Origin of the sequence: Streptomyces dryopteridis, assembly GCF_049606955.1 — a bacterium.
Taxonomy (GTDB): domain Bacteria; phylum Actinomycetota; class Actinomycetes; order Streptomycetales; family Streptomycetaceae; genus Streptomyces.
Map to the genome: position 1 here is coordinate 522,420 of NZ_CP187113.1, position 18,232 is coordinate 540,651.

Below are 18,232 nucleotides of genomic sequence, written 5' to 3' on the forward strand. Positions count from 1 at the left end.
TGAAAGACCCGGCGGGGTTGAACGGGTGCACACACGTTCGACCGTCCGGGCCCGCTTTCAACGCACCCCGATTTTCAACACCGGCGGCCGGGGCCGACCCTGGCGCCCGGGGAGGTCCGCACCGCTCCATGGGGAGGTGTGCCGAGTGCAGGAGGAGCGATGCAGCACCCCGAGTTCGCGGAGCGATGGCTCACCCCCTTCCGGGACGATCCCGTCCTCACCCCCGGCCCCGCGCTGCGGGCCCTGCTGGCGGGCGGCACCCGCCTGGGCGGCGGGGTCCCGGCCCCGCCCCGGGCCCCCGAGCGGCCCGCGCCGCCCCCGGAGCCGCCCGCGGCCGACCGGGCCGTCGGACAGCGGCCGGCGCCCGAACGGCCCGCGCCCTCCCCCGGCGGGATCGTCGTCCCCGAGCTGTACTGCCCGGACGCCGTGCGGGAGGACCCGGGGCTGGTCCGGGCCGTGGACGACGGGATCGTGGCCTGGGCCGAGGAGATCGGCATCTACGAAGGGCGGCGGGAACGACTGCGATCGAGCGGTTTCGGCCGGTTGATGGTCCTGGCCCACCCGGACTGCTCCGATCCGGACCGGCTGCTGGCCGCCGCCAAGTGCGCGGTGGCCGAGTGGTCGGTGGACGACCACTGGGTCGACGAGGGCGAGGACACCGACCCCGCCCTGATCACCCTGCGCACCTCACTGGCGCACGCGGCGGTGGACCCGGTGCGGATGCCGCCCCGGTACCAGGCCCGCTTCGAGGAGACGGTCACCCGGGAGCCGGTGCTGCGCGCCTTCCGATCGGCCCTCGACCACCTGGGCTCCTTCGCCACGCCCACCCAGGTGGCCCGCCTGCGGCACGAACTGGCCTGCATGTTCGTCGGCTACGGGCAGGAGGCCCAGTGGCGGATGTCGGGCCGGCGGCCACCGGTGTGGGAGTACCTGATGCACCGGTACCAGAACGCCTTCTTCCCGTGCATGGTCCTCACCGACCCGGTCGGCGGCTACGAGCTGCCCGCGCACGAGTTCGCCGACCCCCGGGTGCGGCGCACCTACCTGTACGCGGGGATGGCCGCCGTGCTCCTCAACGACCTCTACTCGATGGGGCAGGAGGATCCGGGCGACAGCAACCTGCCCGTCCTGATCGCCCTTGAGGACGGGGTGGACCTCCAGGAGGCCGTGAACCGGGCCGCCGCGATCCACGACGAGATCATGCGCGCCATCGAACGCGAGTCGGCGGCCCTGACCGCCCTCGGCTCCCCCATGCTCGGACGGTTCCTGAACGGCGTGTGGAACTGGATGGGCGGATCCAAGCGGTGGCACGCCACGAGCCGCCGCTACCACGACGTGGCGGAGCGGTAGGTCCGGTCAGGGACCCGGACCGACGCGGGGACGGCGCAGGAGCGGCCCGTCCCCGGGTGCCGCCCGCCGCGCGGTCGCGCCCCGAGGCCCCCTCCCCCGCACCCGGACCGGGCCCTGCCCGCCGGGCGGGGGCCGGGACCCGGGCGCGGCCCGCGCCGGCGGGGCCGTGCGGGGCCCCGCCGGACGTGCCCCCGAGGAGGGGCGACCGCCCCCGGTCCGTCGCGACCGGGGGCGGTTCGACGTGCGCCCTCGCCGTGCCCCGCCTCAGCCCCGGCCCGGTGCGGGCCTGAGCTCGGCCGCCGCTCGGACCAGCAGGGCGTGCACCGTGCGGTTGCCCCGGACGCTGTGCAGTCGGCCGCGCATCCGGCGCAGCGCGTCCTCGACCCGGGCGGACTCCACGTGCGGGACGAGGTCGAGGAGTTCGTGCCAGGTGGCGCACGCCCGCTCCACATGGCCCTGGTCCAGCAGCAGTTCGGCCAGGCGGGCGCGGGTGACGGCCTGGGCGCGGCGTTCGGTGTCGGGGCGGTGCCGCAGGGAGGCGGCGAGCGCGGTGACGGCCCCGGGGGTGTCGCCGAGGGCGGCGAGGGCCTCGGCCTGTTGGTGGGCCAGGGCCGCCTGGTGGTATTCGCCGATCGCCGAGGACTGGCCGGCGGAACGTTCCAGCAGGCGTTGGGCGGTGCTCAGGTGGGTGAGGGCCGTGCGCCGGTCGCCGCACCCGGCCTCGGCGACGGCGAGCTGTCCGGTGACGAACGCGGCCATGATGGCGGGCAGTCGGGCGGATTCGCGCGCGGCGGCCTCGGCGAGTTCGAGGGACTGGCGGTGGTGCCCGAGGTGGTGCGCCTGCACGCTCATGGCGCGCAACACCGGGGCGTAGACCTGCGGGTCCCCGGCCTCCTGGCCCAGGCGCAGCGCGACCCGGTAGTAGTCCTGGGCGGTGCCGTGTCGGTTGGAGTCGAAGCAGAGGAAGCCCGCCGTGTAGGCGAGGCGGCCGGTGGCCCCCAGGAGCCGGTGGCGGACGGCGGGTTGGGCCTCGGCCCGCAGCCACGGGGAGACGGTGGTGGCCAGGTAGCGGATCAGCGCGGGCCGGGCCAGACCGCTGCCGAACATGCCGTCGGCGTTGCGGAACACGGGCAGCACGGCGTCGATGGCCTGGACGTGCTCCGGGCCGATCCGGGCCCGGGGCGGGGTGGGCGCGCCCGGGGCGGGGCGGTCCCGGCCGGGGTCGGGGAAGAGCTCGGGGTGCTCCGGGCGGTCGAGGTCGACGGGGGGCCGCCAGGCGCTGGAGTAGACGGCGGGGACGCGGGGGCGGGCGCGCCGGGCGGGCCGGGCGGGCCGGGCGGCGTCCTCGGTCGGGGTGCTGAGCGAGCCGAGCAGGCGCAGGCCCGGGGAGTGCTCGACCGGGGAGCCGGGGCCGGCCTCGGGTGCGGGGCGGGTCGCGGGGGCCGCGCCGGCGCGGGCGCCGGGCTCCGGGACGGCGGGCAGGGGGGCGGGCGGGGCGGGTCGGGTGGGCCGGGGTCTGATCAGGCCGGTGTCGGCGGGGGTGATCCGGCGGCCGATGCGGCGGGCGAGGGCTTCGGCGACGACGGCCACGACGTGGGCGGGGGGCCTGGTGCCGGCGAGCCAGTGGGCCACGGAGGTGCGGTCGTAGCGGAGGGTGAGGCCGGCCTCGGCGCCCACGGCGTTGACCGCGCGGGCGAAGTTCTGGCCGCTCCAGCGGGCGTCGGCGAGCAGGGTGCGGAGTTGACCGTTCGGTTCGCGATGGGGCATCAGAACCCATTTCGATCGTACTGGTGTGCAGTGTTTCAACACCGAGCGACATTCAACAGAGCAGCGGGACGCGGCTGGTACCACACCGTGCCGTCCTGCCCCTAACTAAGAGAAGTGCGCACGAGCACGGTCGGCCACACCGGCCGAAAACCGGCGTGCGGAAGCGTGCTTCCCGCGCCCGGCGCGGATTCGGGAGCCCCTGCGCTCCCCCCGCTCCCCCGCTCCCGCCGCGCACCCGTCGTCATCCGTCCTGACCCCGTCGAATCCGTTTGCGAGGGAGGTGCGTGTCCCCATGACCTCATCCGTGCGAGACCACGACGACCGGAAGGTCGCCGTGACCCTGGAGCGGTCCCGGCTCGCGGTCGAACCGGTGATGCGGCGCGCGATGGGCGCCCTGCCCATCGGCGTGCGGACCATCGCCGAGTACCACCTGGGCTGGCGCGACCACACCGGTGCGCCCGTCCCCGCCCGAACGGCCGGAAAATCGATTCGCCCGGCCCTGGTGCTGGCCGCGGCCCGTGCCGTCGGCGGCCGGCCCGAGGAGGCGGTACGGGCGGCCGCGGCCACCGAGCTCGTGCACGACTTCACCCTGCTGCACGACGACGTGATCGACCACGACCCCACCCGGCGCCACCGCGCCACCGCCTGGACGGTGTTCGGGACCGCCGAGACCATCGTCGCCGGCGACGCCATGGCGGCCGCCGCCGTCCGTCTCGTGGCCGACCGCCCCGAGGCCGTGCGCCGGCTCTCCGACTGCGTGATCGAACTGTGCGAGGGCCAGTACGAGGACTGCTCCTTCGAGGACCGCGACACCGTGACCGTGCCCGAGTGCCTGGCCATGGCCGAGGGCAAGACCGGCGCCCTGCTCGGCGCCTGCTGCGCCCTCGGCGGGGTCTACGGCGGCGCCTCCGACGGGGTGATCGGCGCCCTGGACGTGTTCGGGCGCGGCATCGGGATCGGTTTCCAGCTCATCGACGACCTGCTGGGCATCTGGGGCGACCCCCGGGTGACCGGGAAACCGGTCGGCGCCGACCTCGCCGCCCGCAAGAAGTCCCTGCCGGTGGTCGCCGCCCTGGTCTCGGGCACCGAGGCCGGGGCCGAACTCGCCGCCCTGTACGGCGGCGACCGGCCGCTGGGGCCCGCCGCCGTGGCCCGGGCCGCCCGACTCGTCGAACGCGCCGGCGGCCGGGACTGGGCGCAGGAGCAGGCATCGCTCCGGGCCGCCGAGGCCCTGGAGGCCCTGGCCGCGGCCGTGCCCGATCCGGCGGCCACCGCCGAACTGGTGTCCCTGTGCGAGCTGATCACCCGCCGGGACCGCTGAACCGCGCGGCGCCGGGTGCCGCCGACACCCCCGGCCCCGCGCGCCCATCCGGGCCCCGTCCCGCCCCTGAAAGCCCTCCTAGCCCGTCCCGCGAACCCGCCCGGCGCCCCCGTCCCGCCGGGCGGCCCTCGCGGCCACGCCCTCGAAAGGCCGTCCCATGCACACCCCAGACCTGCCGGGTGCCGACGTCGGTGCCCCCCTTCCCTCGGCACCCGGCAGCCCGTGCCCGGATCCCGCGCACGTCCTCGCCGAGGTCGGCGATCCGGCCCGGCTGCGCCGGCTGCCCGCCGAGCGGTTGCCGGAACTCGCCGCGCGGTTGCGCGCGTTCCTCGTGGAGCAGGTGTCGGCCACCGGCGGACATCTCGGCGCGAGCCTGGGCACCGTGGAGCTGTCCATCGCCCTGCACCGGGTCTTCGACTCCCCGCGCGACGCGATCCTCTTCGACACCGGGCACCAGGCTTACGCCCACAAGGTGCTCACCGGGCGCGCGGCCGGCTTCGAGAAGCTGCGGGCGCGCGGCGGGATGTCCGGCTACCCCAGCCGCGCCGAGTCCCCGCACGACTGGATCGAGAACTCGCACGCCTCCACCGCCCCCGGCTACGCCGACGGCCTCGCCAAGGCATTCGCCCTGCGCGGGTCGGCCGGCGCGGGCCGCCGAGTGGTCGCGGTCCTCGGGGACGGCGCCCTGGGCGGCGGGGTGGCCCTCGAAGCCCTCAACTGCGTCGGCGCGGGCTCCCGCCCGGTCGTGGTGGTCCTCAACGACAACGGGCGCTCCTACGACCCGACCGTGGGCGGCCTCGCCCGGCACCTGGCCGAACTGCGCTCCCGGCCCCCCGCCTCGGACGCGGGCCCGGTGCGGCCGGAATACGTGTTCGAGACCCTCGGGTTCACCTGCCTGGGGCCCGTGCCCGGCCACGATCCGATCGCCCTGGAGGAGGCGCTGCGCACGGCGGCGGCCATCGCGGGCCCGGTCCTCGTGCACGTGGTCACCGCCAAGGGGCACGGCTATCCGCCCGCCGAACACGACGAGGACGACCGGATGCACGCGGTCGGGGTCATCGACCCGCTCTCCGGCCGGCCCGTCGCCGCCCCCGCCGCCACCTGGACCGACGTGTTCGGCGCCGAACTCCTCGACCTCGCCGGCCGGCGTCCCGACCTGGTCGCGATCACCGCCGCGATGCGGCTGCCCACCGGCCTCGGCCCGTTCTCCGAGCGCCACCCCGACCGCTGCTTCGACGTGGGCATCGCCGAACAGCTCGCCGTCACCTCGGCGGCCGGCCTGGCCATGGGCGGACTGCACCCGGTGGTCTGCGTGTACGCCACGTTCCTGGGGCGGGCCTGCGATCAGGTGCTGATGGACGTGGCCCTGCACCGGCTGCCGGTCACCTTCGTCCTCGACCGGGCCGGGGTGACCGGCCCGGACGGGCCCAGCCACCACGGCATGTGGGACCTGGCCCTGCTCTCCGGGGTGCCCGGCATGCGGGTGGCCGCGCCCCGCGACCCGGCCCGCCTGCGCGAGGAACTGGCCGAGGCCGTGGCCCACGGCGAGGGACCCACCGCCGTCCGCTACCCCAAGGCCGCCGCCGGCCCCGACCTGACCGCCCTCGACCGGCTCGCCGACGGCACCGACGTGCTGGCCCGGCCGGCCGCCGGCCGACGCTCGGACGTGCTGCTCGTCGCGGTCGGGGCCACCGCCCCGGCCGTCCTCGACGCGGCCGCCGACCTGACCGCCGAGGGCCTGGGCGTGACCGTCGTCGACCCCCGCTGGGTGCTGCCGATCGGCCCCTCGGTGCGCTCGCTGGCGCTGCGGCACCGGCTCGTGGTCTGCGTGGAGGACGGGCTGCGCTCCGGCGGGGTCGGCTCCCTGCTCGCGCAGGAGTGCGCGGACGCCGCCGACCCGGGCGGGCCCGCGCCCCGCGTCCTGGCCCTGGGCCTGCCCACCGCCTTCCTCGCGCACGCGGGCCGGCCCGAACTCCTCGCCGAACACGGCCTGACCGGCCCCGGCATCGCCGCCTCCGTGCGGGCCGCGCTGCCCGCCCGCCCCGTCCGTCGCCCCAAGGCGCCCACGCCCCGGATCTCGCCCGAGAACACGGCCGCGCCCGAGGTTCCCAGCACGTCGAGGAGGTGGGGCGCGTGAGCCCCGTCGACCTGCCCCTGCCCGTCCCCCGGTCCGGGCCCGGCTCCGGGCCCCCGGCCGGGCCGAACGATCCCGCGCGCCCGGGGCCCGTCCGGATCGGACCGGCGCCCCGGCGACGCACCCGGGCCCTGCGGGTGGGCTCGGTCACGGTGGGCGGGGACGCCCCGGTGAGCGTGCAGTCCATGGCCACCACCCCCACGGCGGACGTGGAGGCCACGCTGCGGCAGATCGCCGAGCTGACCGCCGCCGGCTGCCAGATCGTGCGGGTGGCGGTGCCCTCGCAGGACGACGCCGACGCGCTGCCCGCCATCGCCCGCCAGTCCCGGATCCCGGTGATCGCCGACGTCCACTTCCAGCCCAAGTACGTGTTCGCCGCCATCGACGCGGGCTGCGCGGCGGTCCGCGTCAACCCCGGCAACATCAAGCGCTTCGACGACAAGGTGAAGGAGATCGCGCGCGCCGCCGGCGCGGCCGGCGTCCCGATCCGGATCGGCGTCAACGCGGGCTCCCTCGACGAGCGGCTGCTCGCCAGGTACGGCCGCGTCACCCCCGAGGCCCTGGTGGAATCGGCGCTGTGGGAGGCATCGCTGTTCGAGGAGCACGGCTTCGGGGACCTGAAGATCTCCGTCAAGCACCACGACCCCGGGGTCATGATCGCCGCCTACCGGCAGCTCGCGGCGGCCTGCGACTATCCGCTGCACCTCGGGGTCACCGAGGCCGGCCCGCTGCTCCAGGGCACCGTGAAATCCGCCGTGGCCTTCGGGGTGCTGCTCGACGAGGGCATCGGCGACACCATCCGGGTCTCCCTGTCCGCCCCGCCCGTCGAGGAGGTCAAGGCCGGCATCCAGATCCTGGAGTCCGCCGGGCTGCGACCGCGCCGGCTGGAGATCGTCTCCTGCCCCTCCTGCGGCCGGGCGCAGGTGGACGTGTACCGGCTGACCGAGCAGGTCTCGGCCGCCTTCGACGGGTTCCCGCACCCGCTGCGGGTGGCCGTCATGGGCTGCGTGGTCAACGGGCCCGGCGAGGCCCGCGAGGCCGACATCGGGGTCTCCTCCGGCAACGGCAAGGGGCAGATCTTCGTCCGGGGCGAGGTGGTCAGGACCGTCCCCGAGTCCCGGATCGTCGACACCCTGCTGGAGGAGGCCCTGCGGCTCGCGGCGGACGGGGAACTCCCCGACTGACCGCGTGCGCGCCCCGCACCCGGCGCGCCCCTCCCCCGTGCCCCCTTCGTTTCCCTCCCTCTCACACCGACACCCTCCGAGGAGAGCCCCCGCATGTCCGTCGAACCCGCCGCTCCCGTCGACCCCGCCGAGGCCGTGATCGAGGCCGTCGCCCGCCAGGCCCTCGGCACCGAGGCGGCCCGCCAACTGGCCACCACCACCAAGTCCGCCCCGCAGATGCAGGGCATCAGCTCCCGCTGGCTGCTGCGGATCCTGCCCTGGGTGGAGACCGGCGGCGGCACCTACCGTGTCAACCGCACGGCGAGCCACAGCGCCGGCGACGACCGGATCCGCTTCGTCAAGACCGGCTCCGACCTGCGGGTCGTGCCCCAACACCTGCGCCGGCTCGGGATGCTCCGGCACTTCCCGGACGACGAGGTGATCGCGGCCATCGCCGCCCGTTTCACCAAGGAGGAGTTCCGGCCGGGGGACACGGTGGTCCGCGCCGGGGACCCCGTGGACAAGATCCACCTCATCGCGCACGGCCGCGTGGAGCGGATCGGACGGGGCGCCTACGGCAACGACCTCGACCTCGGGATCCTCTCCGACGGGGACTACTTCGGCCACCACCCCGCCCCCGACGCCCGCTGGGAGCACACCGTCCGGGCCCAGACCCACCTGGTCACGATGTCCTACAACCGCTCCGACTGGGCCGCGGCCCTGGCCGGCTCCGAGGCCCTGCGCCGGCACGCCGAACGCTATCTGGAGGCCGAACGCACGGCGCGGCGCGGCAGCGAGGCGGTGGACCTGTCGGCCGGACACGTCGGTGAGGCCCGGCTGCCGGGCACCTTCGTGGACTACGAGGTGGAACCGCGGGAGTACGAACTGAGCGCGGCCCAGACCGTGCTGCGCGTGCACACCCGCGTCGCCGACCTGTACAACAAGCCGATGAACCAGTCGGAGGAACAACTCCGGCTCACCATCGAGGCGTTGAAGGAGCGTCAGGAGAGCGAGCTGATCAACAACCCGGAGTTCGGGCTGTTGCACAACGCCGAGTACGAGCAGCGGCTCTACACCCGCACCGGTCCGCCCACCCCCGACGACCTCGACGAGCTGCTCAGCCGGCGGCGCGGCCCCCAGTACCTGCTGGCGCACCCGCGCGCCATCGCCGCCTTCGGCCGCGAGTGCAGCCGGCGCGGGATCTACCCCGAGCCGATGGACTTCCAGGGCCACCGGGTGCCGACCTGGCGCGGCATCCCCATGCTGCCCTGCAACAAGATCCCCGTCACCGCCGAGCGCACCAGCTCGATCCTGTGCCTGCGCACCGGCGAGGACAACGAGGGGGTCATCGGCCTGCACCAGACCGGCCTGCCCGACGAGTACCGGCCGGGGCTGTCCGTCCGCTTCATGAACATCAACGAGCAGGCGATCATCTCCTACCTCGTGAGCACCTACTACTCGGCGGCCATCCTGGTCCCGGACGCGGTCGGGGTGCTGGAGGACGTCGAGGTCTCCCGCTTCCACGACTGACCGACCCGGAGCCGTTCCCGTGCATCCCACCGCCCCGCCCGCCGCACCCGGAACCGGGACGACCGGCGCCGACACCCACACCCGGGCCGACGCCCCGTCCGCGTTCACCCTGCCCGCCTTCTACGTCCCGCACCCGGCCCGTCTCAACCCCCACCTGGAGCGGGCCAGGGCCCACACCCTGGAGTGGGCCGAGTCCCTGGGCATGCTCGCCGGGTCGGGCGTGTGGGACCGCGCCGACCTCGCCGCCCACGACTACGGCCTGTTGTGCGCCTACACCCACCCCGACTGCGACGCGCGGACCCTGTCGCTGATCACCGACTGGTACACCTGGGTGTTCTTCTTCGACGACTGGTTCCTGGCACTGTTCAAACGCGTCCCGGACCGCGCCGCCGCCCGCGCCGCCCTCGACCGGCTCGACCTGTTCATGCCCACCACCCCGGGGACCCCGGTCCCCGAGCCGAGCAACCCGACCGAGGCGGGACTCGCGGACCTGTGGCGGCGCACCGTGCCCGCGCACGGCCCCGACTGGGTCGAGCGCTTCGCCGACACCACCCGCAACCTCCTGCTGGAGTCCCTGTGGGAACTGGACAACATCTCGCTGGGCCGGGTCGCCAACCCGGTGGAGTACGTGGAGCAGCGCCGCAAGGTCGGCGGCGCACCCTGGTCGGCCTGCCTGGTGGAGCACGCGGTGGGCGCCGAGGTGCCCGCCGCCGTGGCCCACACCCGGCCGCTGCGGGTGCTGCGGGACACCTTCTCCGACGGGGTGCACCTGCGCAACGACCTGTTCAGTTACACCCGGGAGGTCACCCAGGAGGGGGAACTCAGCAACGGGGTCCTGGTGTTGGAGAGGTTCTTCGGCTGCTCCACCCAGGAGGCCGCCGACCGGCTGAACGACCTGTTGACCTCCCGGCTCCAACAGTTCGAGCACACCGCGCTCACCGAGGTCCCGGCCCTCGCGCTGGCCGAGGGCCTGGGGCCGGCCGACACCGCCGCCCTGCTCGCCTACGCCCACGGGCTCCAGGACTGGCAGTCCGGGGGCCACGAGTGGCACATCCGCTCCAGCCGCTACACGAGCCCGACCGCCGCCGAACCGACCGTCGGCCCCTTCGGCGGCACGGCCGGCCTGCCCCGGAACTTCCTCGGCTCCGTCCTGCCCGGCCTCGCCCCGCTGCTGCGGCGGCACTCCCACACGCCGTTCCATCCCGTGGGCCCCACCGTGGTCCCGCCGTTCCGGGTGCCGTACACCACCACCTTCAACCCCCACCTGGACGGGGCGCGGGCCCGGTTGATCGACTGGGACCGCGAGATGGGCTTCTTCGACGAGGGCCTGTGGTGGGAGTCGAAGGCCGCCGGGTACGACTTCGCGCTCTGCTCGGCGGGTATCGTCCCGGGGGCCGGACCGGAGGAACTCGACCGGAACGCCGCCTGGCTCAGCTGGGGCACCTACGCCGACGACTACTACCCGATCCGGTTCGGCGCGACCCGCGACCGGGTCGGGGCCGCCCTCCAGAACGAGCGGCTCTTCACCCTGATGGACCTCGACCTCGCCGAACCGGCCTGCGGGCCGCCCGTCAACCCCCTCGAACGCGCCCTCGCGGACCTGTGGCGGCGCACGGCCGGGCCCTTGGACGGACCGGGCCGCCGGGTCTTTCGCGACGGGGTCCGGGTGATGCTCGACAGCTGGCTGTGGGAACTCGACAACCAGCTCCTGCACCGGGTCCCCGATCCGGTGGACTACCTGGAGATGCGCCGGCTCACCTTCGGCTCCTCCCTCACCAGCTCCGCCGGCCGGCTCGTCACCCTGAGGTCCGTGCCGGAGGCCATGCTGGAGACCTCGACCCTGGCGGCCCTGGAGGCGGCGGCCTTCGACGTCGCGGCCCTCTGCAACGACGTGCACTCCTACCAGAAGGAGGTGGAGTACGAGGGAGAGCTGCACAACATGATCCTCGTCGTGCAGAACTTCTTCTCCTGCGACTATCCGACGGCGCTGTCCGTGGTGAATGATCTGCAGACGGCCCGCGTCGAGCAGTTCCGACACCTCGGCACACACGAACTCCCTTTGCTCTACGAGGACTTGAACCTGGACTCCACGGCGCGGGCGGCGCTGGACGCGTACGTGGCCGACCTCGGACGGTGGCTGGCCGCGATCGAGAACTGGCACCTGCGCACGAAGCGCTACCGCGAGGAGGACCTGATCCGGCACCGCCGCGAACAGTTCGGACACGACCGCCCCGACCTCGCCCGACCCCTCCCCCGGAACCAGACGAACCTTTTGCCCTCCGGGCCGCCAATCCCCTGGCCTCGCAAGGGATTTGACGGATAATCATCGATACGCGGCCGGAAAAACACTTCCGGCCGGCCGGCGCCACGCATGCATGGGGGGCATCGTGCCGATACGGGACGCACACACGATCAACGGATCGAGAACGGACACCACCACGAGCGACACGACGATCGTGCTCCGCACGGTCACCCTGCCCCGGGGCACCCGGGTCACCGCCCTGCCGACCACCTCCGACGAGCTCTCCGCGCTCCTCGCCACCGTCCGACGCGGCCGGGTCGTCACCGTCACCGGCCGCTCCCGCGAGGCCCGCGGCCTGCTGGTCCGCGAGGTCGGCCGCCGCCTCGCCTCGAACTTCTGCGACGGGACCACCACCGTCACCCTCGAACACCCCTGCACCAAGGCCGAGTTCACCCACACCCTGAGCGATCTCACCGCGCCCGGCGATCCCGGGCCGACGCTCCCCGCGGCGCCCGAGGCCGCGTTCCGGCTCGCCGAACGGGACATGCTGCTCGTCCTCGACGGCACCGAGAACCTCACCGAGGACGCGGTGGGCTGGCTGCGCCGGCTGCTCGACGTGGCCCCCGGGGTCCGGGTCCTGGCCGCCGGGCCCCGACCGATGGCGGTGGCGGAGGAACGGGTGCACGTACTGCGCCCCGGCGCGGCCGGAGCCTGATCCCACCGACCGCGACCACGCCCGCACACGACCGCGCCCCGGCCGGGGGAAGTCCTCCGGCCGGGGCGCGGTGCGCGTGCGGTGGGGCGTGGCTCAGCCGAGCAGGCCGAGGGCCTGGTTCAGGGTGGCGGAGGGACGCATCACGGCGCGGGCCTTGGTGACGTCCGGCTGGTAGTAGCCGCCGATGTCGGCCGGGGAGCCCTGGACCGCGATCAGCTCGTCCACGATGACCTGCTCCTGCTCGCCGAGGGCCTTGGCCAGCGACTCGAAGGCAGCGGCCAGCTCGGCGTCCGCGTCCTGGCCGGCGAGCTCGCGGGCCCAGTACAGGGCGAGGTAGAAGTGGCTGCCGCGGTTGTCGATGCCGCCGAGACGGCGCGAGGGGGACTTGTCCTCGTTGAGGAAGGTCCCGGTGGCGCGGTCGAGGGTGTCGGCCAGCACCTGGGCGCGGGCGTTGCCGGTGGTGACGGCGAGGTGCTCGAAGGAGACGGCCAGGGCGAGGAACTCGCCGAGGGAGTCCCAGCGGAGGTAGTTCTCCTTGACGAGCTGCTGCACGTGCTTGGGGGCGGAGCCGCCGGCGCCGGTCTCGAAGAGGCCGCCGCCGTTCATGAGCGGGACCACGGAGAGCATCTTGGCGCTGGTGCCCAGCTCCAGGATCGGGAAGAGGTCCGTCAGGTAGTCGCGCAGGACGTTGCCGGTGACGGAGATGGTGTTCTCGCCGCGGCGGATCCGCTCGACCGAGAGCTTGGTGGCCTCGATCGGGGAGAGGATCCGGATGTCCAGGCCCTCGGTGTCGTGCTCGCCGAGGTAGGTCTCGACCTTGGCGATGAGCTGCGCGTCGTGGGCGCGGTCGGCGTCGAGCCAGAAGACGGCCGGGTCGCCGGTGGCGCGGGCGCGGGTGACGGCGAGCTTGACCCAGTCGCGGATCGGGGCGTCCTTGGTCTGGCAGGCGCGGAAGACGTCGCCCTCGGCGACCTCCTGCTCCAGGACGGTGTCGCCGGCGGTGTTGACGAGGCGGACGGTGCCGGCGGCGGCGATCTCGAAGGTCTTGTCGTGGGAGCCGTACTCCTCGGCCTTCTGCGCCATCAGGCCGACGTTGGGCACGGAGCCCATGGTGGCCGGGTCGTAGGCGCCGTGGGCGCGGCAGTCCTCGATGACGGCCTGGTAGACGCCGGCGTAGGAGCTGTCGGGGAGGACGGCGAGGGTGTCGGCCTCGTTGCCGTCGGGGCCCCACATGTGGCCGGAGGTGCGGATCATGGCCGGCATGGAGGCGTCGACGATGACGTCGCTGGGGACGTGCAGGTTGGTGATGCCCTTGTCGGAGTCGACCATGGCGAGGGCGGGGCCCTCGGTGAGCTCGGCCTCGAACGCGGCCTTGATCTCGGCGCCGAGGTGGGGCACGGAGTCGAGGCCGGCGAGGATGGTGCCGAGGCCGTCGTTCGGGGAGAGGCCCGCGGCGGTCAGGGCGTCGCCGTACTTGGCGAAGGTGTTGGGGAAGAAGGCGCGGACCACGTGGCCGAAGACGATGGGGTCGGAGACCTTCATCATGGTGGCCTTGAGGTGCACGGAGAAGAGGACGTCCTCCTGCTTGGCGCGGGCGATCTGCGCGGTGAGGAAGGTGCGCAGGGCGGCCACGTGCAGGACGGAGGCGTCGACGACCTCGCCTGCGAGGACGGGTACGGACTCGCGCAGGACGGTGACGGCGCCGTCCGCGGCGACGTGCTCGATGCGCAGGGTGTCGTCGGCGGCGATGACGGTGGACTTCTCGGTGGAGCGGAAGTCGTTCTCGCCCATCGTGGCGACGTTGGTCTTGGAATCGGCGGACCAGGCGCCCATGCGGTGCGGGTGGGCCTTGGCGTAGTTCTTGACCGAGGCGGGGGCGCGGCGGTCGGAGTTGCCCTCGCGCAGAACCGGGTTGACGGCCGAGCCCTTGACCTTGTCGTAACGGGCGCGGATCTCGCGCTCCTCGTCGGTCTTGGGGTCGTCCGGGTAGGCCGGAAGGGCGTAGCCCTGGGCCTGGAGCTCGGCGACGGCGGCCTTGAGCTGCGGGATCGAGGCCGAGATGTTCGGGAGCTTGATGATGTTGGCGGCCGGGGTCTTGGCCAGTTCGCCGAGTTCGGCGAGGGCGTCGTCGACGCGCTGGGCCTCGTCGAGGTATTCGGGGAACTGGGAGATGATCCGACCGGCCAGCGAGATGTCGCGGGTCTCCACGCGCACACCCGCCGTGGCGGCGTACGCCTGCACCACGGGCAGGAACGAATGGGTCGCCAGGGCCGGGGCCTCGTCAGTGTGCGTATAGATGATGGTCGAGTCAGTCACCGGTGTGCTCCGCTCCACGTCTCCATGTCCAACATTGCTTGACATCAAGATATCCCGTGATCGGGTGTGCTCGACCAGGCCCGTGCCCGAACCGGGAGGAGACGCGCGTCACTGTCGGTGTTCGCGCGGGCCTCCGGACGCACGGACGCGCCGCACCCGGCGGGGGGTGCGGCGCGTCGACGCGGTGCGCGGGGCGTGGGCCCCGGGTCCTCGTGACCTAGTAGACGGCGGGGGCGGCCTTGGGGTCCGGGCCGTACTGGTTGGGGTTGCGCTGGCCCTCGGTGGCGAGCAGCACGATCAGCCAGATGCCGCCGATCAGCGGGATGAGGGCGATGAGGATCCACCAGCCGGACTTGCCGGTGTCGTGGAGCCGGCGGACGGCGACGCCGAGGCCGGGGAGGAGCACGGCCAGCGAGTAGAGGCCGCCGATGATGGAGCCGGTGCCGAGCGCGTAGTCGATGATCGCGAGCACGATGGAGATGCCGAGGTTGACCAGGAAGAAGATCCAGTACTCCTGGCGGCGGGCCCGGCCGCTGAAAACGGCGTACTTCTTCAGCACGTCGAGGTATATGTTCACGCGTCCCCCTGGGAGTGCGGTGGTTCCGGCCCCGGCGAGTTGACGTGGCCGGGGCAGAATTTATGCCCCCCTTATAAGGGGGGCAAGCATCCGGAGGGGACCGTTGCAAGGCTGTGATTCAGGCCGAACACCCGCCGCTTTACGGCCTGTTCGACAATCCGTGCCGCGTCGTCACGCGATGGTGGGGTAAAGGGGATCGACCGTGACATTGCCCGCGCCGCGCACCCAACGGCGCCGTTCCGGAACACTCCGGGCGGCGCCGTCGAGGCCGACCCGCGACGGGGGGCGGGGCTACTGCTTCGGCATCAGCACGGTGTCGACGATGTACACGGTCGCGTTGGCGGTCTTCACGTTGCCGCAGACCACGGCGGAGGTGTCGTTGACCTTGTACGCCTCGCCGGAGCCGGCGGTGGTGACGGTGCCCTTCTCCAGGGTCGGGAAGGTGCCCTTCTCCAGGTCCTTCGGGGTCAGGCGCTGCCCGACCACGTGGTAGGTGAGGATCTTGGTGAGCATGGCCTTGTCGGCGAGGACCTTGTCGAGGTCGGCCTTCGGGATCTTCGCGAAGGCGTCGTTGGTGGGCGCGAAGACGGTGATGTCCTTGGCGTTGTTGAGGGTGTCCACCAGGCCCGCCTGCTTGACGGCGGTCACCAGCGTGGACAGCGCCGGGTTGTTGGACGCGGCGGTGGCCACCGGGTCCTTGGCCATGCCGTCGAAGCTGCCCGCGCCGTCCTTCGGGACGCCCGCGCAGGCCGGCCCGAAGGGCGCGTCCGCCTGCGCCATCGGGTCGGAGGCACCCGCGGCCGGGTCGGAGGCGGGGGCGCTGCCGGCGGGGGCCGCCTGACCGGCGGGGGCCTTCTCCTGCGAACAGCCCGTCAGGGCGAGGGGCAGCAGGATCGCGGCGGAGGCGGCGAGCAGGGCGGAACGGCGGAGCGGCGCGAACATGAGGGAGTCCTTCGGGGTCGGTGGCGAGCGGGGACCGGGCCGGTCCACGCCTCCGAGCGGTTCGTCCTCGTGCGGCCGGTCGGCCGGCGGGTCCCGCTCGGTGCGTGCTCACCGGTACTTCGCCCCCGGGTGCCGTCCGGATGGGTCCGGCCGTCCGATTCCCCCGATGGGGTGATCCCGGAGCGCCGGGACCCATCCGGACGCGCCTCGGCTCCGAAGGTGGGGGTGTCGAACAGAGAGGACCTTCCCGGATGCGGCAGCCCCTTCCCTTCACCGGCCGTGGACGGCCGGCAGGGGAACCCGACCCCCTTCCCGGCCTGATCGAACAGACGGCGCGCGGCGACCAGGACGCGTTCGCGCGTCTCTACGACGCCGTCGCCGGAGCCGTGCTGGGGGTGGTCACCCGTGTGGTACGGGACCGCGCCCAGTCGGAGGAGGTCGCCCAGGAGGTGATGATCGACGTGTGGCGACAGGCCGCCCGCTACCGGGCCGACAAGGGTTCCGTCATGGGCTGGGTGCTGACCATCGCGCACCGTCGCGCCGTGGACCGGGTGCGCTCGGCGCAGGCCGCGACGGCCCGTGAGCACGACAACGCCGTACGGGAGACCTCGCGTCCCTTCGACGAGGTCACCGAGCAGGTGGAGGCGCGGTTCGAGAGCGAACAGGTGCGCCGCTGCCTGCGCGGTCTGACCGAACTGCAGCGTCAGGCCGTCACCCTCGCCTACTACCAGGGCCTCACCTACCGTGAGGTGGCCGAGACCCTGCGGGCCCCGCTGCCCACCGTCAAGACCCGACTCCGCGACGGCCTGATCCGCCTGCGCGACTGCATGGGGGTGTCCGCGTGAACCTCGACGACCTCGCGACCCGGGAGCCCGACTCCTGGGACCATCCGTTCGCCCTGTCCGGCGCCTACGCGCTGCACGCCCTCGACCCGGCCGAACACGAGCGCTTCGAGGCGCACGTGGCCACGTGCGCGGCGTGCGCGCTGGAGGTGCGGGAGTTCACCGAGGCCGCGGCCCGGCTCGGGGCGGCCGCCGGCGTGACCCCGCCCCCGCGGATGCGGGAGGCCGTCCTCGCCCGTGTGGACGGGGTCCGGCAGTTGCCGCCCGAGGTGCCGCCCGCCCCGCCGGAGCCCGAACCGACACCGGCGCCCGCGTCCCGCACCGCCGGCCCGAGCGGCCCCGCCGACACCGACCCGCCGACCCCGCCCGGCGACACCTCCCCCCGCGGCACGTCCGCCGGGGCGCCCACCGGCACGTCCGCCGGTCCGGACCCGGCCGCGACCCCGCCGACCACGGGCTCCTCGGTCCGCCGCCGTCGCTGGCCGACGTTCGCGCTGGCCGCCTCCCTCACCGGCACGGTGGCCCTGGGCGGCGCCGCCTGGTGGCAGTTCGAGGAGGCCGACCGGGCCCGGGACGAGGTTCGCGCGGCCCGCGGCGAGCTGCGGGAATCGGCGGAGCTGCGCGAGGTGCTGGGCGCGCCGGACGCCCGGACGGCGGTGGGTCCGGCCGGCGGCGGGGCGACGGCGACCCTGGTGGCCTCGGCCGCCCGGGACCGGGCCGCGCTCCTGGTCTCCGGCCTGACCCCGGCCCCCCAGGGGCGCGTGTACCAGCTCTGGTACGCCGACGGCGGCCGGATGCGACCGGCCGGCACCTTCGACCGTGACGGAGCGGTGGTGCTGAGCGGGGCCACGGGCGGGGCCACGGCCGTGGGGATCACCCTGGAACCGGCCGGCGGCTCGCCCGCGCCGACCACGAACCCGCTGATGGTGATGAAACTCCCGGCCTGAGCACCCCACCGGCCGCCGCGGACCGCCGGACCGCGTCGCAGGTCGGTGCGGCACGACGCCCGGGGGCGGGCACCCCGCACGGGGGTGCCCGCCCCCGGGCGTGTCCGTCGGTGGGCGCTCGGCGGTCAGCGGCGCCGCTCGCGGCGCACCGCGTCGGCCGCCTCGCCGGCCATCTCCTGGGCCTTGCCCTTGAGCTGTTCGCCCTTGCCCCGGACCTTCATGCCGGTGTCGCCGGTGGCGTCGCCGATCTTCTCCTGCACCTTGCCCTTGAGCTGCCGGCCCTTGCCCTTGGCCTTCTCCTTGCCCATGGCCTCACACCCGACCTCTCGTGCCTCACACGCGGAACCTCCGCACCGCGCGACTACCCGCCCCCTCACGGTTCACGC

General features: G+C 74.1%; 14 protein-coding genes. 9 read left to right on the plus strand and 5 right to left on the minus strand.

Annotated features, from left to right (window positions below; genetic code table 11):
- The first annotated feature begins 159 nt into the window (after positions 1 to 159).
- Positions 160 to 1,350 (plus strand): family 2 encapsulin nanocompartment cargo protein terpene cyclase, encoded by a 1,191-nt coding sequence (locus tag ACN20G_RS02050; RefSeq protein ID WP_424210966.1) that lies wholly within the window; start codon positions 160 to 162, stop codon positions 1,348 to 1,350.
- A gap of 264 nt (positions 1,351 to 1,614) precedes the next feature.
- On the opposite strand, the gene ACN20G_RS02055 is transcribed toward ACN20G_RS02050, so the two are convergent.
- Positions 1,615 to 3,117, minus strand: a complete 1,503-nt coding sequence (locus tag ACN20G_RS02055) for a tetratricopeptide repeat protein (protein ID WP_424210967.1) — start codon at positions 3,115 to 3,117, stop codon at positions 1,615 to 1,617.
- A 292-nt stretch (positions 3,118 to 3,409) separates the two neighbouring features.
- Between ACN20G_RS02055 and ACN20G_RS02060 the strand changes: the two genes are divergently transcribed.
- From ACN20G_RS02060 to ACN20G_RS02085, 6 genes are all read left to right on the plus strand, one after another.
- On the plus strand, positions 3,410 to 4,438 hold the full coding sequence (locus ACN20G_RS02060) for a polyprenyl synthetase family protein (RefSeq protein ID WP_424210968.1): 1,029 nt from the start codon (positions 3,410 to 3,412) through the stop codon (positions 4,436 to 4,438).
- Positions 4,439 to 4,595: 157 nt separating this feature from the next.
- Positions 4,596 to 6,575 (plus strand): 1-deoxy-D-xylulose-5-phosphate synthase, encoded by a 1,980-nt coding sequence (locus tag ACN20G_RS02065; protein WP_424210969.1) that lies wholly within the window; start codon positions 4,596 to 4,598, stop codon positions 6,573 to 6,575.
- Between the two features lie 95 nt (positions 6,576 to 6,670).
- Positions 6,671 to 7,756, plus strand: a complete 1,086-nt coding sequence (ispG, locus tag ACN20G_RS02070; protein ID WP_424215331.1) for a flavodoxin-dependent (E)-4-hydroxy-3-methylbut-2-enyl-diphosphate synthase — start codon at positions 6,671 to 6,673, stop codon at positions 7,754 to 7,756.
- A gap of 93 nt (positions 7,757 to 7,849) precedes the next feature.
- Complete coding sequence (locus tag ACN20G_RS02075; protein WP_424210970.1) at positions 7,850 to 9,265, plus strand: family 2B encapsulin nanocompartment shell protein; 1,416 nt, start codon at positions 7,850 to 7,852, stop codon at positions 9,263 to 9,265.
- Positions 9,266 to 9,374: 109 nt separating this feature from the next.
- A complete protein-coding gene (locus ACN20G_RS02080; protein WP_424215332.1) occupies positions 9,375 to 11,588 on the plus strand; it encodes a terpene synthase family protein in 2,214 nt (737 codons plus the stop codon).
- A gap of 64 nt (positions 11,589 to 11,652) precedes the next feature.
- Positions 11,653 to 12,222, plus strand: coding sequence for a hypothetical protein (locus tag ACN20G_RS02085; RefSeq protein WP_424210971.1), 570 nt, complete (start codon positions 11,653 to 11,655; stop codon positions 12,220 to 12,222).
- 93 nt (positions 12,223 to 12,315) lie between these two features.
- Here the strand turns inward: ACN20G_RS02085 and ACN20G_RS02090 are convergent, their stop codons facing one another.
- The 3 genes from ACN20G_RS02090 to ACN20G_RS02100 all read right to left on the minus strand — a co-directional run bounded on the left by ACN20G_RS02090 (position 12,316) and on the right by ACN20G_RS02100 (position 16,057).
- Complete coding sequence (locus ACN20G_RS02090) at positions 12,316 to 14,538, minus strand: NADP-dependent isocitrate dehydrogenase (RefSeq protein WP_424210972.1); 2,223 nt, start codon at positions 14,536 to 14,538, stop codon at positions 12,316 to 12,318.
- Positions 14,539 to 14,755: 217 nt separating this feature from the next.
- Positions 14,756 to 15,115: a DUF805 domain-containing protein gene (locus ACN20G_RS02095; RefSeq protein ID WP_424210973.1), complete on the minus strand. Its 360-nt coding sequence runs from the start codon at positions 15,113 to 15,115 to the stop codon at positions 14,756 to 14,758.
- A gap of 291 nt (positions 15,116 to 15,406) precedes the next feature.
- A complete protein-coding gene (locus ACN20G_RS02100) occupies positions 15,407 to 16,057 on the minus strand; it encodes a fasciclin domain-containing protein (protein ID WP_424210974.1) in 651 nt (216 codons plus the stop codon).
- Positions 16,058 to 16,308: 251 nt separating this feature from the next.
- Here ACN20G_RS02100 and sigK point away from each other — a divergent pair, with 251 nt between their 5' ends.
- Entirely contained in the window at positions 16,309 to 16,902 is a 594-nt protein-coding gene (gene sigK, locus ACN20G_RS02105) for an ECF RNA polymerase sigma factor SigK (protein WP_424210975.1), read from the plus strand.
- A complete protein-coding gene (locus tag ACN20G_RS02110) occupies positions 16,899 to 17,846 on the plus strand; it encodes an anti-sigma factor (protein WP_424210976.1) in 948 nt (315 codons plus the stop codon). Before sigK ends, ACN20G_RS02110 begins: the two co-directional genes overlap by 4 nt.
- A 125-nt stretch (positions 17,847 to 17,971) precedes the next feature.
- Here ACN20G_RS02110 and ACN20G_RS02115 read toward each other — a convergent pair whose 3' ends face one another.
- A complete protein-coding gene (locus ACN20G_RS02115) occupies positions 17,972 to 18,154 on the minus strand; it encodes a CsbD family protein (RefSeq protein ID WP_424210977.1) in 183 nt (60 codons plus the stop codon).
- Between the last annotated feature and the right edge of the window lie 78 nt (positions 18,155 to 18,232).